This window comes from Streptomyces sp. NPDC020489 (assembly GCF_044386545.1).
GTDB lineage: Bacteria > Actinomycetota > Actinomycetes > Streptomycetales > Streptomycetaceae > Streptomyces.
Window position 1 is genome coordinate 32,321 of record NZ_JBIRUZ010000005.1, and the last position, 13,532, is coordinate 45,852.

13 protein-coding genes are annotated in these 13,532 nt (G+C 70.2%); 11 read left to right on the forward strand and 2 right to left on the reverse strand.

The window, feature by feature from the left end; all coding sequences use genetic code 11:
* Nucleotides 1–263: 263 nt before the first annotated feature.
* Nucleotides 264–2,069 carry a hypothetical protein gene (locus ACH41F_RS14185; RefSeq protein ID WP_398835437.1) on the reverse strand — a complete coding sequence of 602 codons (1,806 nt, stop codon included), beginning with the start codon at nt 2,067–2,069 and terminating at the stop codon, nt 264–266.
* Nucleotides 2,045–2,641 carry a hypothetical protein gene (locus tag ACH41F_RS14190; protein WP_398835439.1) on the reverse strand — a complete coding sequence of 199 codons (597 nt, stop codon included), beginning with the start codon at nt 2,639–2,641 and terminating at the stop codon, nt 2,045–2,047. Before ACH41F_RS14190 ends, ACH41F_RS14185 begins: the two co-directional genes overlap by 25 nt.
* Before the next feature lie 542 nt (nt 2,642–3,183).
* Here ACH41F_RS14190 and ACH41F_RS14195 point away from each other — a divergent pair.
* The 11 genes from ACH41F_RS14195 (at nt 3,184) to ACH41F_RS14245 (ending at nt 13,525) form a co-directional block, all read left to right on the forward strand.
* Nucleotides 3,184–4,530, forward strand: a complete 1,347-nt coding sequence (locus tag ACH41F_RS14195) for an APC family permease (RefSeq protein ID WP_398835442.1) — start codon at nt 3,184–3,186, stop codon at nt 4,528–4,530.
* A 372-nt stretch (nt 4,531–4,902) separates the two neighbouring features.
* Entirely contained in the window at nt 4,903–5,748 is an 846-nt protein-coding gene (locus ACH41F_RS14200; RefSeq protein WP_398835445.1) for an LLM class flavin-dependent oxidoreductase, read from the forward strand.
* Between the two features lie 413 nt (nt 5,749–6,161).
* Entirely contained in the window at nt 6,162–6,773 is a 612-nt protein-coding gene (locus tag ACH41F_RS14205; protein WP_398835446.1) for a thiamine pyrophosphate-binding protein, read from the forward strand.
* A gap of 3 nt (nt 6,774–6,776) precedes the next feature.
* The gene (locus ACH41F_RS14210) at nt 6,777–7,349 is read left to right on the forward strand and encodes a thiamine pyrophosphate-dependent enzyme (RefSeq protein WP_391231278.1); all 573 of its coding nucleotides are present in this window, start codon (nt 6,777–6,779) and stop codon (nt 7,347–7,349) included.
* Complete coding sequence (locus ACH41F_RS14215; protein WP_398835448.1) at nt 7,346–8,371, forward strand: hypothetical protein; 1,026 nt, start codon at nt 7,346–7,348, stop codon at nt 8,369–8,371. The genes ACH41F_RS14210 and ACH41F_RS14215 overlap by 4 nt, the downstream gene beginning before the upstream one ends.
* The gene (locus tag ACH41F_RS14220; RefSeq protein WP_391231276.1) at nt 8,368–9,303 is read left to right on the forward strand and encodes an isocitrate lyase/phosphoenolpyruvate mutase family protein; all 936 of its coding nucleotides are present in this window, start codon (nt 8,368–8,370) and stop codon (nt 9,301–9,303) included. The genes ACH41F_RS14215 and ACH41F_RS14220 overlap by 4 nt, the downstream gene beginning before the upstream one ends.
* Entirely contained in the window at nt 9,300–10,421 is a 1,122-nt protein-coding gene (locus ACH41F_RS14225; RefSeq protein WP_391231275.1) for a hypothetical protein, read from the forward strand. The genes ACH41F_RS14220 and ACH41F_RS14225 overlap by 4 nt, the downstream gene beginning before the upstream one ends.
* Nucleotides 10,418–10,882 carry a YjbQ family protein gene (locus ACH41F_RS14230; protein WP_391231274.1) on the forward strand — a complete coding sequence of 155 codons (465 nt, stop codon included), beginning with the start codon at nt 10,418–10,420 and terminating at the stop codon, nt 10,880–10,882. The genes ACH41F_RS14225 and ACH41F_RS14230 overlap by 4 nt, the downstream gene beginning before the upstream one ends.
* Complete coding sequence (locus ACH41F_RS14235; protein WP_398835451.1) at nt 10,879–12,021, forward strand: pyridoxal-phosphate-dependent aminotransferase family protein; 1,143 nt, start codon at nt 10,879–10,881, stop codon at nt 12,019–12,021. Before ACH41F_RS14230 ends, ACH41F_RS14235 begins: the two co-directional genes overlap by 4 nt.
* Nucleotides 12,021–12,326 carry a glutaredoxin domain-containing protein gene (locus ACH41F_RS14240; protein WP_391231271.1) on the forward strand — a complete coding sequence of 102 codons (306 nt, stop codon included), beginning with the start codon at nt 12,021–12,023 and terminating at the stop codon, nt 12,324–12,326. Before ACH41F_RS14235 ends, ACH41F_RS14240 begins: the two co-directional genes overlap by 1 nt.
* The gene (locus ACH41F_RS14245; protein WP_391231270.1) at nt 12,323–13,525 is read left to right on the forward strand and encodes an ATP-grasp domain-containing protein; all 1,203 of its coding nucleotides are present in this window, start codon (nt 12,323–12,325) and stop codon (nt 13,523–13,525) included. The genes ACH41F_RS14240 and ACH41F_RS14245 overlap by 4 nt, the downstream gene beginning before the upstream one ends.
* Nucleotides 13,526–13,532 lie beyond the last annotated feature (7 nt).

Consider the following 13,532-nt stretch of genomic DNA (forward strand, 5'->3'; position numbering starts at 1 on the left):
AAGGCGCGCGACTTCACCTCAGTCCCCTTTGGGCGGGTTGCATCGCATACTCGGCTCATTTACAGGGCCTGCTGACAGGCTGCTCTTATCAGGGCTTCAGCCGCCCGAACGGCACTCGGGCTCGATGCCAGCGTCGGGCGCGTGATCGCGGCGACACCGTTCGGTGGAATGCGGCAGCACCTCATGCCGACGCAGGCTGCGACGGGGAGCCAAGCGGCGCGACAAGGTCGAGCCGGGCCTCGACCTCCGGGCCCGTCGCGGGTCTACGAGGTCGGGGGCCGGTACGGCGGGGCCGTGAAGCCGGACGTGATGCCGACGGCTCCTATCAGGGAGATGCATGCGATCGAGAGGGCGACGGTGTTCTGTACGGCGGTGTGGCCACTCAGCCGGACAAGGAAGTCGTCGGCCTGGCGGTCGGCCTCGGACATGCCTTCGCCGTTCGTCACGGCCCGGCGGTAGCGTCCGATTCTGCTGGGCAGACCGGCGATGCGCTCGATGGACGCATCCGTGAAAGCCGGTCCGTAGCTGGGCGCGTCACTCGCGCCTCGGATCAGCCGCTGCCTGCACACGTGCGTGTCATTGCTTTCGATGGCCCACAGGAAGGGCGGGCAGAAGGTGAGCATGAAGCCGGCGAGGATGGTCCCGATCGCCGCCCATCGCTCCGGGGCACCCGCCGGCACATGTGTCAGCACGGTGTGCGGGGCCCATCCGAGGGCCAGCCAGAGAATGGTGAACAGGAAGGTGTCCTGGATCGCGCATTTCAGGGGAGGGTAGTCCGTCTGATAGGGCCGCCCGCCGGCCATGTAGACCGCCGAGGTGGTGGACGCGACCAGCGCGAAGACCGACACCGCGGCACAGAACCAGGCGAACAGGGACGGGCCGAGGGCCGCTCCGGCACCGTTCGGGCGGATGAGTTCGGTCAGGGACCAGTAGACGCTCAGCGCGACGGCCGGAACCACCGTCGCGAGGGCGCCGCGGGAGCTCGGTCGCAGCCGCGTGAAGTGCAGCCACATCCCGTTGCCACAGATCGCCTCGGTGGCGAAGAAGGCCATGACGATCGCCTGCGCCATCGCCGGTACGTTGACGTCGCCCCCTTGCCAGATCGCGGTCGCGGTGGCGGCGCACGTCAACAGCCCACACGCGGCGCACATCCAGGCCGGGGCGTCCCCGCGTACCGGTACGGTTCGGGGCTCCCCTTCTCTGTGCGTCCGCCATGCGGCTGCCAGCGCTCTGGCGGTGAGCAGCACGCAGAGCGAGGCGGTAGCGACAACGACGGCTACTGCGGCCCAGTTGATGGGCCTTCGCCCCGCGTGCCATCCCAGCGACGGGGCGAGGGAGATCGTCAGTACGAGGATCCCCGAGAAGGCCGCGACGCTGAAACCAGCGAGCCTGATCCAGACGCGCACGGCCACGTCCCGCTGCTCGGAGCCTGGCAGTTGGTCCGGGGAACGGCGAGCGGGATCGCCCTCGATGGCCATCAGTCCTTCGAAGTCCGACTTGAAATTCTGGAAGAACGCGCCACCGAGGACGGCGCCCACGATGGTGAGGACGAACGCACCGGTGACCTCGTAGGTATCCCGCTCCCCCAGCCATGCCCCGAAGGAGGAACCCACCAGCAGACAGGCGGCGATGCCGACACCTGTGAGGTATTTGCCGTTGACAGGCGCCTGAGCTGGTGGATGGGTGACGTTCGCGCGGATCCACCGCAAGGCGACGGCGCCGGCAGCAGCCAGCAAAGGGCACGCGAATACGGTCCAGAGAGTGGCGGACTGAATCGTGGAGACGAAAATGGTCACCAGCCCGAAGAGCCCGCACACCCCCAGTGTCTCCACGGCCGAGATGCTCGCCCCGGCCACTGTCGTCCCCGCCAGACCGACCGCACAGGTCACAGCACTGATGAGTGCCGCGTAGGTGAGGGCTCCCATATGCGGATGGGCGTCGACGAAGACGATCAGGCACGCCGTCAGAATCGACGAGGTGAGCAACACATCCGCGTACCGGCGATGGAATCCCCCGGGCACGAGGAACATGGCGCAGCCCACCACTACCGCGGCACCCACCAGCACCACGAGTGACGTGGTCCGCCGACGCTCCCGCCCGAGCCGAGTGCGTCGGAGATACCGAGCCAGGCGTAGCCCGCGGTACACGCGAGGGCCACAGTCGCCCAGGAGGACGAGAGTGACCGTCTCACCGCGGCGTCACCGCTGTGCCGCAGGTGCAGCGCCAGGTCCGTCGCCAGCCAGGCGAAGAACGCGCATGCCGCGACGAGAAACACCGCGTGCCACATGCCGGCCGCCGTGAAGGAATGCGGCCTCTGCATGGTCCAGTTGAGCGCCGGCCGGTCCTCGACGAGCCACGTGCCCACCACGGTTGCGCCGACGGCCGCCCCTGCGAAGGCGCCCGCCGTCACCGCTCTCTTGCGATGGGCGATCCCTTGCGGCGGCCGCAGCCGGTCCGTCATCACGCGCAGGCAGAGGGCGAGGAGCGGCAACAGGATTCCGTCGCCCCATGTGGCGCTGCGGAATGCGAAGAGGCCGGGTAGATCAGGCCTTCGTTCGGCGGCCAGCCAGAAGACCCATAAGGCGGCGAAGCCGGGAAGAAATACGATCACCGGCCACAGCGCCATGCGTACCTTCGACACCAAGCCCCCCAGCCGTAGGTGTTCGACATCCAGGCTGCCACCGACCAGCTCGAAGCGCCTTTTACGCGTGCCCGGTGCACGCGTTTATTGAGCCGGAAAAGGTGCCGCGTCCTTTTGGTGACGACGATCGCCATAAACGGTCATCGGGCTGCTTGCGATACAGCGTCGGCGCCGCCCCTCGCAACGAGCGACAGCAATCAGCCGATCGGCAGGGCGAGCTATTGTTCGCCCTCATCGTCGCCAAAGTAGCAGTGGCTGTCGACGGGACGCCACCAATTCTGCCAAGGCCAGCTATTTCGTGACATCGAGACCGATACCGTCTCGGGGAATCGCTTCCCGAGGCGACAGCTCCCTGACCGGGTTGGTGCTGCCGAGGGCCGTCCGGGTGGATCGTGTGCTCGGAGCCTGGACGGTCGCCGCTGTCCCGGAGGCCGATGCCCGATGCGGATGGCGGCCACGGTGGGGTGTGCCGCGACGCTCGACGTGCGGACCGTGCATCCGTCCGTCGTCTGGGAACCCGCCGCACGGGGTACCGGAGTGCAATGGCCAGATCTACCGACCAGAAATCCGCCGGTTCGCCTCCGGACGAGGCGGCCCCGCTCAAGAAGGCGCTGACGACCCCGCTGCTGTACTTCTTCATCCTCGGCGACGTTCTGGGGGCGGGGGTGTACGTCCTCGTGGGCCAGATCGCGGCGGAATCGGGCGGAGCGGTGTGGGTGCCGCTCCTGCTCGCCCTGTTGCTGTCGCTCCTGACCGCCGCCTCCTACGCCGAACTCGCCACCAAGTACCCGAGGGCAGGCGGCGCCTCCCACTACGCGACCCTCGCCTATGGACCCTTCGCCGGCTTCCTGGCCGGCTTCTGCATGCTTGCCGCGGGCATCGTGTCCGTCGCCGCGCTGGCCCGCGGCTTCGCCGGCGACTACCTGACGAGCTTCGTCACCCTGCCCGTCGCGGCCGTGGCGACCGTGTTCCTGTGCGCCCTGGCCCTGCTGAACGCGCGGGGCATCAGCGAATCCACCCGGGCCAACGCGATCGCCACCGTCATCGAGGTGGGCGGCCTCCTGCTGGTGATCGGCCTGGGTGCGTGGCTGCTGCTGCGGGGCGACGGCGACCCCGGCCGGCTCACCCGCCTCGGCACCGCCGACACCGGGGCCGCGGCGGGCGCGCTGAGCGGAACGGTCCTGGCGTACTACTCCTTCGTCGGCTTCGAGACCTCCGTCAACGTGGCCGAGGAGACACGCGATCCCCGCCGCTCGTATCCGCGCGCCCTCTTCGGCGCTTTGGCGACGGCGGGCGCCGTGTACGTCCTCGTCGGGATCGTCGCCTCGGCCGCCGTCCCCACCGCCACGCTCGCCGCCTCCAGCGGTCCCTTGCTCGAGGTGGTGAAGGAGGCGGGCGGCGTGCCGCAGAAGCTGTTCAGCGCGATCGCCCTAGTCGCCGTGGCCAACGGCGCCCTGCTCACCGGGATCATGAGTTCCCGCCTGGCCTACGGCATGGCGCGCGACGGACTGCTCCCGGGCTTCTTGACCCGCGTGCTTCCCGGACGCCGTACTCCGTGGGCGGCCATCGCCGCGACCACCGCCCTGTCCTTCACGCTGGCTCTCACGGGGGACGTGGCCACCCTCGCCTCCACCCTCGTCCTGCTCCTGCTCGTGGTGTTCTTCCTGGTGAACACCGCGGTGCTCGTCCAGCGGCGCGACCCCGCCGCGCGACCCCACTTCAGGGCGTGGACCGCCGTCCCGGTCCTGGGGGCATTGTCCTGCGTGGTGCTGGCCACCCAGATCGAGGGCGAGGTGTGGGCCCGCGGGCTCCTCGTCATCGCGGTCGGCGCGCTCCTGGGTGCCGTCGCCGCCGTCCGTCTCCGGCGAAACACCGGGCGCGGGTCCTGACGGCCGCTTCTTGCGGACGGCGGCGCGGCCCTTCTGCTCGCCCTTGCCGTGCGGGCCAAACCTGCGGGCGTCGCCCTCTGCGGTCCTCACCGGCATCCGGACCCTGCCCCGAACCGACCCGGGCGAGCGCGGCCGACGGCACCGCCATGCCGGACCTTGTCTGCACTGACCAATTCCAGATGGCCAACGGCCGGGGGCAGGAGCTGGCCCGCCCAAATTGGCTTGTCCCACCAAACCGACGCGCCCTAGGGTGAGATCACTTCGACGAGACGTTCCCCAGAAGCACGCCGCAGGGCGGGAGCGTCCCACCTCACTGAGGTGCCGGAGGGGCGGCAGAGTCTTTGTCGACCCTTCCCTTCGGAGGTCTCCTTCATGAACGTCGGTATCGGTCTGCCCATTGGCGACCCTGCCACATTGCTCACCTGGGCCCAGCGCGCCGACGCCGGGCCCTTCAGCACGCTCGGCCTGCTCGACCGGCTCGTCTACCACAACCCCGAACCCCTGGTCGCGCTCGCCGTCCTCGCGGGCGCCACCTCCCGCATCCGCGTCCAGACCGAGGTGCTGCTCGCCCCGCTGCGCGACACCGCCCTCCTCGCCAAGCAGGCCGCCACCTTGGACCGGATGACCGGTGGCCGCCTCGTCCTCGGCCTCGGGATCGGCGGCCGGGAGGACGACCACCAGGTCACGGGCATCGACAAGCGCACCCGAGGCCGACGCCTCGACGAGCAGATGGCGGTGATGCGCCGCCTGTGGTCCGGCGAGCCGTACGGTGACGGCGTCGGCCCGATCGGTCCTGCGCCCGCCCGGCTCGGCGGCCCGGAGGTGCTCTTCGGAGGGTTCCAGCCGGCCGCGATCGAACGCGTCGCGCGCTGGGGTGACGGCTTCCTCGCCGCCGCGGCGCCCTCCTGGGCGGGCGGCCTGTTCGACACCGCCCGCAGGTTCTGGAAGGAGTACGACCGCGACGGCGAACCGCGCATCGTCGCGCAGGTCAACGTCGCGCTCGGCCCGGAACACGTGGTCCACGACGCCCAGGCCAACATGCACGCGTACTACACCTTCACCGGCATGGCCGACCGGATGGTGGCCGGAATGCTCACCACGCCGACTGAGATCCGCGACGCGATCACCGGCTTCGCCGACCTCGGCGCCGACGAGGTCATGCTCTACTGCTACGGCCTCGACGCGCACCAGGTGGACCGTCTCGCCGAGGTTCTATGACGGTGGCCTGACCGACAGGCCTTCCCTGACGGCGGCGTGACGGTCAGGCCTTCCCTGAGGGAGGGGGCCTGACCGTCAGGCCCTCCCTCAGACCGCGCTGCTGGAGCGACGGGCCGGCTCGCGCCTGCCTCTCACGACGGCGCGGGTGAGGTCGAGTCCGTCGATCTCACCCGCGCCGTCCTCGGCGACAGCGCGTTCGCGCCGGGCCACGCCTGCCGCGACCGGCGTCCTACCTTTGCGATTGCGGCGCCGCGACGCCGCGGTTCAAACATCGATATTCGGCCATCAGAGCCCGGTGGCGGCCGATTTCGATGGTGCCTCATAAGGTCGCTGAATATGCGACATGTCTACTAAATTCCATAGAATTCCGCTGTCCGAATTCTGGAACGTAATTGCGGGTTCACTGACAGGTCATGCATGATCCACATCGCCGCGAGCAGGGAAGACGCTCCCGGCCGGGCGTTATCACGTCCGCGTGCTCCGTAAAAGAAAGGTCATGCGTGCTGCCTGAATCTTCATTGGCGGCAGGATCCCGGGATAAAGTCGCCGAGGCTTTGCTCAACGCCTTCGCAACCCGCGGGTATGCGCACTTCACCGGTGTACCGTGTTCCCTTCTCAAGGGGTTCTTCCGGTTGCTCGAGGAGCCCGACTGCCCGGTGACGTACATCCCCGCGCCGCGTGAGGACAGCGCGTTGGGCGTGGCTTCCGGTCTCGCCGTGGCAGGGGCCAAGCCCGTGGTTCTCATGCAGAACTCCGGCCTCGGCTACTCGCTCAACGTCCTTACCTCGTTCAACCTCATCTACGACGTCCATCTGCCGATCGTCGTCAGCTGGCGGGGGCATGACGGCACGGACGCAGTCGAGCACGACGTCATCGGGCGCGAACTGACCCGGCTGCTCGACGTCTTCGGCCTTCCGTGGACCGTGCTGGACAACGAGCGCCCCGAGGACTCCGTCGAGGCGTTCCTCAAGCAGTACGACTCCGGGCGGAGCACCGCCGTACTGATCGTCCGGGAAGGGATCTGAGCGTTGCTGGACATTCGTGACGCCCTGGGCGCACTGCTGGAACGCGAGTCCACCGCCCTGACGGTGAGCACGTGCGGCTACATCACGCGCGACGTGTACAACATCGCCGATCGCCCGAACCACTTCTATCTGGTGGGCTCGATGGGCATGGCCGCGCCGATCGGGCTCGGTATCGCACTGGCCCATCCGGACCGCCGGGTGCTGGTGCTGGACGGCGACGGCTCGTTCGCCATGAATCCGGGCTGCCTCCCGATGATCGCCGAGCACCGGCCGAACCTGGTCCATGTCGTGCTCGACAACGGCGCCCACGAGAGCACCGGCGGGCAGCGCACCGCCGCCCTCGGCGACCCGGCGGCCATGGCCCTCGCGGCCGGTTACGCCGCCGCCCACACCGTGGACGACCTCGACCAGCTGGCCGCCCTGGACCTGACCGGCACGCCCACGCTGGTGCGAGTCCGCTGCAAGCCCCGCAGCCACCCTGCCGGCAAGCGCGTGCAGCAGACCCCACAACAACTGGTGAAACGTTTCCGCACCCAGTTGGGCACCCCCGCCGCACATCTGGAAGGAGCCGTGTGAAACCCACCCTGCTCGACTGCACCCTGCGCGACGGCGGGAACCAGAACGACTGGCAGTTCACCCCCACCGACGTGCGCACCATCGTGAGCACCCTGGACGCCGCCCGCGTCGATGTCATCGAGGTCGGCTACCGCGGCGGCTCCGGCAGCAGGGCCAGCGCGACCGCGGGACCCTCGGCGCACTGCACGCCCGAGTACCTCGCGGCGCTGCCGCCCGTCTCGCACGCCGAACTGGCCGTGATGGTCGTCCCCACCGTGTGCCCGGTACGGGCCATGGACGACCTGCCGGACAGCCCGGTGTCCATGGTGCGCATCGCCGCCTACCCGTGGAACATCGACGGGGTACCGGAGTACGTCCGCGCCGTGCGGGCGCTCGGACTCAAGGTCGGCGTCAACCTGATGGCCGTCAGCTACACCACCCAGGAGCAGCTCGCCGAGGTCGCCGCGGTCGTGGCGTCGGAGCTGCCGGACGTCTTCTACATCGCCGACTCCTTCGGCGCGCTCACCCCGGACGACGTCCGCCGCCGCTTCGAGCTGCTGACCGAGCGGTTGCCGACTCCGCTCGGCATCCACGCCCACAACAACCTGGGTCTCGCCGCGGCCAACGCGGTCGCCGCCCTGGACGCGGGCGTGAGCTGGCTCGACGCCTCGCTGTGCGCCATGGCCCGCGGTGCCGGGAACCTCGCCACCGAGCAGGCGGCCGCGTTCCTCACCGCGTGGCCCAAGTACGACACCCACGCCGATCTGCCCCTGGTCGCCGAGGCCGCCGAGTACGTGGCCGAGCGGGTGCTGCCGCGCCCCATGACCGTGCGCCGGGCCGAGATCGCGGCCGGGATCAACGATCACCACTTCTACTTCCAGGACCGCATCGAGAAGATCAGCGCCCGCCACGGGCTCGACCCGTGGGAGGTCGGGCGGCGGATCGGCGCGGCACAGCCGCGCAAGGTCCTCGACGACACCGTCGAGGACGTGTGCCGAGAGCTGGCCGCAGCGGCCACGACCACCAACGGAGGGGACGCATGACCCACAGCCGACCGCCCCGGCAGGACCAGCACGACCGCACACCGAGTGCGGCACAAAGGCTGCGCACGGCGCTGACCGCCCCGCCCCTCACCCGCGCCATGGGCTCGCACAGCCCGCTCAGTGCGCGCCTCGCAGAAGAGGCCGGCTTCGACGTCATCTGGTCCAGCGGACTGGAGATCTCCGCCACGGCCGGCGTGCCCGACGCCAACATCCTCAGCATGGGCGAGTGCCTCGACTCGGCCGCGGGCCTCGCCTCCGCCGTGGACCTCCCCGTCCTCGCGGACTGCGACTCCGGATTCGGGAACGTCAACAACGTCATCCACATGGTGCGCTCCTATGAGGCGCGCGGCGTGGCCGGCGTGTGCATCGAGGACAAGCAGTTCCCCAAGCTCAACAGCTTCATCGAGGGCAACCAGGACCTCGCCCCGCTGGACGACTTCGCGGGCAAGATCCGCGCCGCCACGGAGACCCGTACCGACATGGTCGTCGTCGCCCGCCTGGAGGCGCTGATCTCCGGGCAGGGCATGGCCGAGGCGCTGCGCCGGGCCGACGTCTACGAGCGGGCCGGGGCGGACGCCCTGCTCATCCACTCCAAGCGCAAGGACCCCGAGGAGGTCTTCGCCTTCCGCGAGGCCTACCGCGGCGACCTCCCGGTGATCGTCGTACCGACCACCTACAACCAGGTCACCGTCGAGGAGCTGGAGCAGCGCGGATTCGCCATGGCGATCTACGCCAACCAGGCGCTGCGCAGCTCGATCCGAGCCATGCGGGAGACCCTCACCAAGATCATGAGGGATGGCACCACCGTGAACGTGGAGCCCGAACTCGCCCCGCTCAAGGAGATCTTCGACCTGCAGCGCATGCCGCAGATGCTGGAACAGCAGGAACGCTACGAGTCCCTGGGACGCGAACTCGCGGAGGCCGCACAGTGACCAGCCCGACCGACGTCACCGCCCTGCGGCTGGACTTCCACGGCACCCACCTCGACCTGGAGGTGGCGTCCGGCGCCGACATCGACGACGCGCTCGCCTTCCTCGCCACGCATCTGATCGCCGAGGAGGCCAAGCCCGGCGAGAGCGACCGCGAGCCGGTGGCGACCCTGCGCGTCCACGCCCCGGACCCCGAGCGGCTCGCACCCCCGGCCGGGACCGTGCCGGAGGACATCTACCTCCGCAAGAGCGCCAGCGAGTTCTTCACCGTGCCGGCCCGGCGGGCCGTCGTCGACGGACGCGAGTTCCTGGAGTGCACCAAGACGGGCAGCCGCTTCGTCTTCGACCGCGCCGCCCGCACCGTCGACGTGACACTCGGCGCCGGCGGGCACATGGACCTCGTCGAGCTCGTGCGCGACCTGGTGCTGAAGCACCAGGAGAACACCGGCGCCGCGGTGCTGCACGCCACCGCCGCCTACCGCGACGGCGAGGTCGTGCTGGTCACCGGGGCGAAGGGGGCCGGCAAGAGCACGGTGCTGCTGGAACTGGTGGAGCACTTCGGCTACCAGGTGCTCAGCGGCGACAAGACCGTGCTGCACGAGCTGCCGGACGGCTCGGTCGTCGCGGCCGGCTGGCCCGACTACCCGCACCTGGGCTACGGCACCGTCGCCAAGTACCCGGGGCTGAAGGAGATCGCCGGCATCGGGGACGACTACGTGCCCGCCGAGGGCCACGCGTTCTCGCCCGTGGGGAAGTTCGCCGTGGACCCGCTGCCGTTCCGGGACCGCTTCCCGAGCGCCCCGGTCGGGGTGCGGGTGCCCGTCGCGGCGATCCTGCACCCCTCGATCGGCCCCGGCGAGCACACCGTCGTCGAGCCGCTGACCGGCAGCCGCCAGGAGCACGCCGAGGTGCTGCGCGCCAACGTGGAGTCGGCCTTCGACGGCTCCAACGCCGGATGGCACCACTACCTCGACGACAACCGCGCCGCCCACACCGCACAGCTCACCCGTATCACCGACGCCCTGTCCCAGGTACCCGCCTGGACGCTCACCGGTCCGGGCGACCTGACGGCCGAGAACACACCGCCGCTGATCGCCGGGCCCGCCGAGGTGGCCCGGTGATCGAACTGACGGTGGAGAGCACCGGCCTCAACTCCCACTACGACCTCACCGACCAGATCGCCGCGTCCCTCCAGGAACACGGCACGGGCGACGGGCTCGCCGGGGTGTTCGCACACGGCAGCACCATCGGCCTCACCGTGATGCGCTACGAGCCGGGCGCGGTCCAGGACCTGCTGCGGACCCTGGAGCGGATCGCCCCGGAGTCCCCCGCGGACGGCAGCCGCTATCTGCACGAGCTGACCACCGCCGACCCCAACGGCTTCTCGCACCTGAAGTCCTCGCTGCTCGGCACCAGTCTGCTCGTCCCCTTCCGGGACGGCCGCCTCGCCATGTCGCCGAGCCACCGCGTGGTGCTCTTCGACTTCGACCTGAAGCCCGCCACCCGCCGCGTCTTCGTCGACGCGCCCCGGCCGGCGACCACCCACCCCCACCCGACCGAGGTTGAGGAGAACAGCCGATGAAGCTGCGGCTGGCCACCCCCGGACCCACCGAAGTGCCGCAGCGTCTGCTGATGGCCGGGGCCCGCGAGATCATCCACCACCGCTCCACCGAGATGGAGCAGCTGATCCACGAGATCAGCGGCGGCCTGCCGCCACTGTTCGGCACGACCGCCCCGGTGTACACCATCGCCTCCTCCGGAACCGGCGCGATGGAGGCCGCGGTCGCCAACTGCTTCTCCGCCGGCGACGAGGTCCTGGTCGTCTCCAACGGCTACTTCGGCGAACGCTTCCAGGCGATCTGCAAGGCCTACGGGCTCGTCGTGCACGTCGTCGAGAGCGACTGGGGCACCAGCGCCGACCCCGAACGGGTGGCCGCCGCATACCGCGAACACCCGCAGATCAAGGGCGCGTTCGTCGTCTACAGCGAGACCTCCACCGGTGCGCTCAACGACGTCGAGGCGATCGGGCGGATCTTCCGCGACACCGACGTGGTCGTGGTCGTCGACGCCATCAGCGGCCTGCTGGTGCACCCGCTGGAGATGGACGCCTGGGGCCTGGACGTGGTCCTCGCCGCCTCCCACAAGGGCTTCATGCTGCCGCCCGGCCTCGCCTTCGTCGCCCTGTCCGCCAAGGCCTGGACGGCCGTGGAACGGTCGAACGGGCCGAACTACTACTGGTCGTTCGAACGGCTGCGGCACTTCTACCCGATGTCGTCCTCGTCACCTGCGGTGTCCCTGCTGCTCGCGCTGCACGAGTCGCTGAAGATGCTGGACGAGGAAGGCCTGGAGGCCTTCCGCAGGCGCCACGCCGTCCTGGGCAAAGCAGCCGAACGCGGCCTGCTGAAGCTCGGGTTCAGCACCTTCGTGCAGGCCCCGCACCGACGCAGCCACGTCATCACCTCCGCCCTCGCACCCGAAGGCATCGACACCGGCCAGCTGCTGAAGACGCTGTCCACGTCGTACGGCCTGACGATGACCGGCGGCCAGGCGCACCTGAAGGGCAAGCTGATCCGGGTCGGCCACGTGGGCGCGGCCGACGCCCTCGACCTGAGCGGCATCTTCGGCGCCCTGGAAATGGCCCTGCTCGACCTGGGCCACACGTTCACGCCGGGCTCCGGCGTAGGCGAAGTCATCCGTACCTTCCACGAGGAGAGCCGCTGATGCTCGTCCTGTTCCAGCGTGAGACCTGCCCGGACTGCAAGCCGGTGCGGGAGCTGCTCACCAAGCTCCAGGTGTCCTACATCAACATCAACGTGCCCAAGCCCCGCGAGGAGCGGCACGAGCTGATCCGCACCACGGGCAGCAAGTTCATCCCGGCCCTGGTGGACGGCGCCACGATCATCCCCGGCAAGCTGCGGGAGAACGCCGACATCATCGCGTACCTCAAGGAGCGCTTCGGCGACCCGGAGGCGGTGGCGCCGCAGGCGGCCGAGGCGGTGGCGGACCAGCCGGAGCCCGTGGCATGACCTTCGGGCAGCAGGTGCCCGCGACACCGCGTATCGCGGTGCTCGCGGGCACCCCCCAACTGGTGCGCACGGCACGCGCCCTGGGGGTCGAGACGGTCTTCGTTCACGACGCGGCGCAGCCGGCGCCGCCGGTGGCCGCGGAGGCCGACGCGGTCCTCGCCGTGGACTTGGCGGACACCGACGCGCTGCACGCGGCCCTGGCGCCGCTGCACGCCGCGCGCCCCTTCGGGCGGGTGCTGTCACTCACCGAGCGCGGCCTGCTGCCCACCGCCGCGGTCGCCGAGCGGCTCGCTCTGCCCGGCAACTCGCTGCACACCGTGGGCCTGTTGCAGGACAAGCGGCGCATGCGGGAGCTCCTCAACGCCCGCGGTGTCGGCCCGGTGCACACCGCCGCCCCGGGCAGCGCGGCCGAACTCGCCGCGTTCTGCCGCACGACGGGCGGGCCGGTCATCCTCAAACCCGCGGCCGGCACCAGCAGCCAGGCCGTCTTCCGGGTGGATGGACCGCAGGCCGCCGAGGACGTGTGGCGGGCCTTCGAGGCCGCGGGCGGCACCCGGCCGGTCGCCGAGGAGTACCTCGACGGACCCGAGATCAGCGTGGAGAGCTTCTCCTACGACGGCAAGCACACCGTGCTCGCCGTCACGGACAAACGGGTGGGTCCCGCGTTCGTGGAGACCGGGCACACCCAGCCCAGTGCCCTGCCCGCCCCCGTCCTGGCGGAGGTCGGCGCCCTCGTCCAGGACTTCCTGGACGCCGTGGGCCTCGTCGAGGGCCCCGCCCACACCGAGGTGAAGGTCACCGGCAAGGGCCCGCGGATCCTCGAGTCGCACAACCGCATCGGCGGCGACAAGATCCGCGAACTGCTGCGCCGGGCCTACGGGTTGGACGTCGTCGGCCTCACCGTGGGCTGCCCGCTCGGCCTGCTGGAGCCACCCGCCGACCCGCCCACCGCCCGCCGGGGAGCGGCCATCCGCTTCCTCGCTCCCCCGCCCGGCACGGTCCGCAACATCGTCCTGCCCGACACCGACGGCACCACCGCCGAGATCCACCTCGACGTCAAGGTCGGCGACCGGATCCGCCCGGTGCGCAGCTCCCAGGACCGGGCCGGGTACGTCATCGCCGACGGCACGGACGCGGCCGACGCCGCGCGGATCTGCGAGGACCTGACGGACCGGATCCTGATCGAAACGGGTGAGTGAGAACGGT

Excerpts from the sequence above, each read along its gene's own strand:
- ACH41F_RS14220 (WP_391231276.1), top strand. The coding sequence starts at position 8,368 with ATGACCCACAGCCGACCGCCCCGGCAGGACCAGCACGACCGCACACCG.
- ACH41F_RS14245 (WP_391231270.1), top strand. The coding sequence starts at position 12,323 with ATGACCTTCGGGCAGCAGGTGCCCGCGACACCGCGTATCGCGGTGCTC.
- ACH41F_RS14235 (WP_398835451.1), top strand. The coding sequence starts at position 10,879 with ATGAAGCTGCGGCTGGCCACCCCCGGACCCACCGAAGTGCCGCAGCGT.
- ACH41F_RS14240 (WP_391231271.1), top strand. The coding sequence starts at position 12,021 with ATGCTCGTCCTGTTCCAGCGTGAGACCTGCCCGGACTGCAAGCCGGTG.
- ACH41F_RS14200 (WP_398835445.1), top strand. The coding sequence starts at position 4,903 with ATGAACGTCGGTATCGGTCTGCCCATTGGCGACCCTGCCACATTGCTC.
- ACH41F_RS14195 (WP_398835442.1), top strand. The coding sequence starts at position 3,184 with ATGGCCAGATCTACCGACCAGAAATCCGCCGGTTCGCCTCCGGACGAG.
- ACH41F_RS14205 (WP_398835446.1), top strand. The coding sequence starts at position 6,162 with ATGCATGATCCACATCGCCGCGAGCAGGGAAGACGCTCCCGGCCGGGC.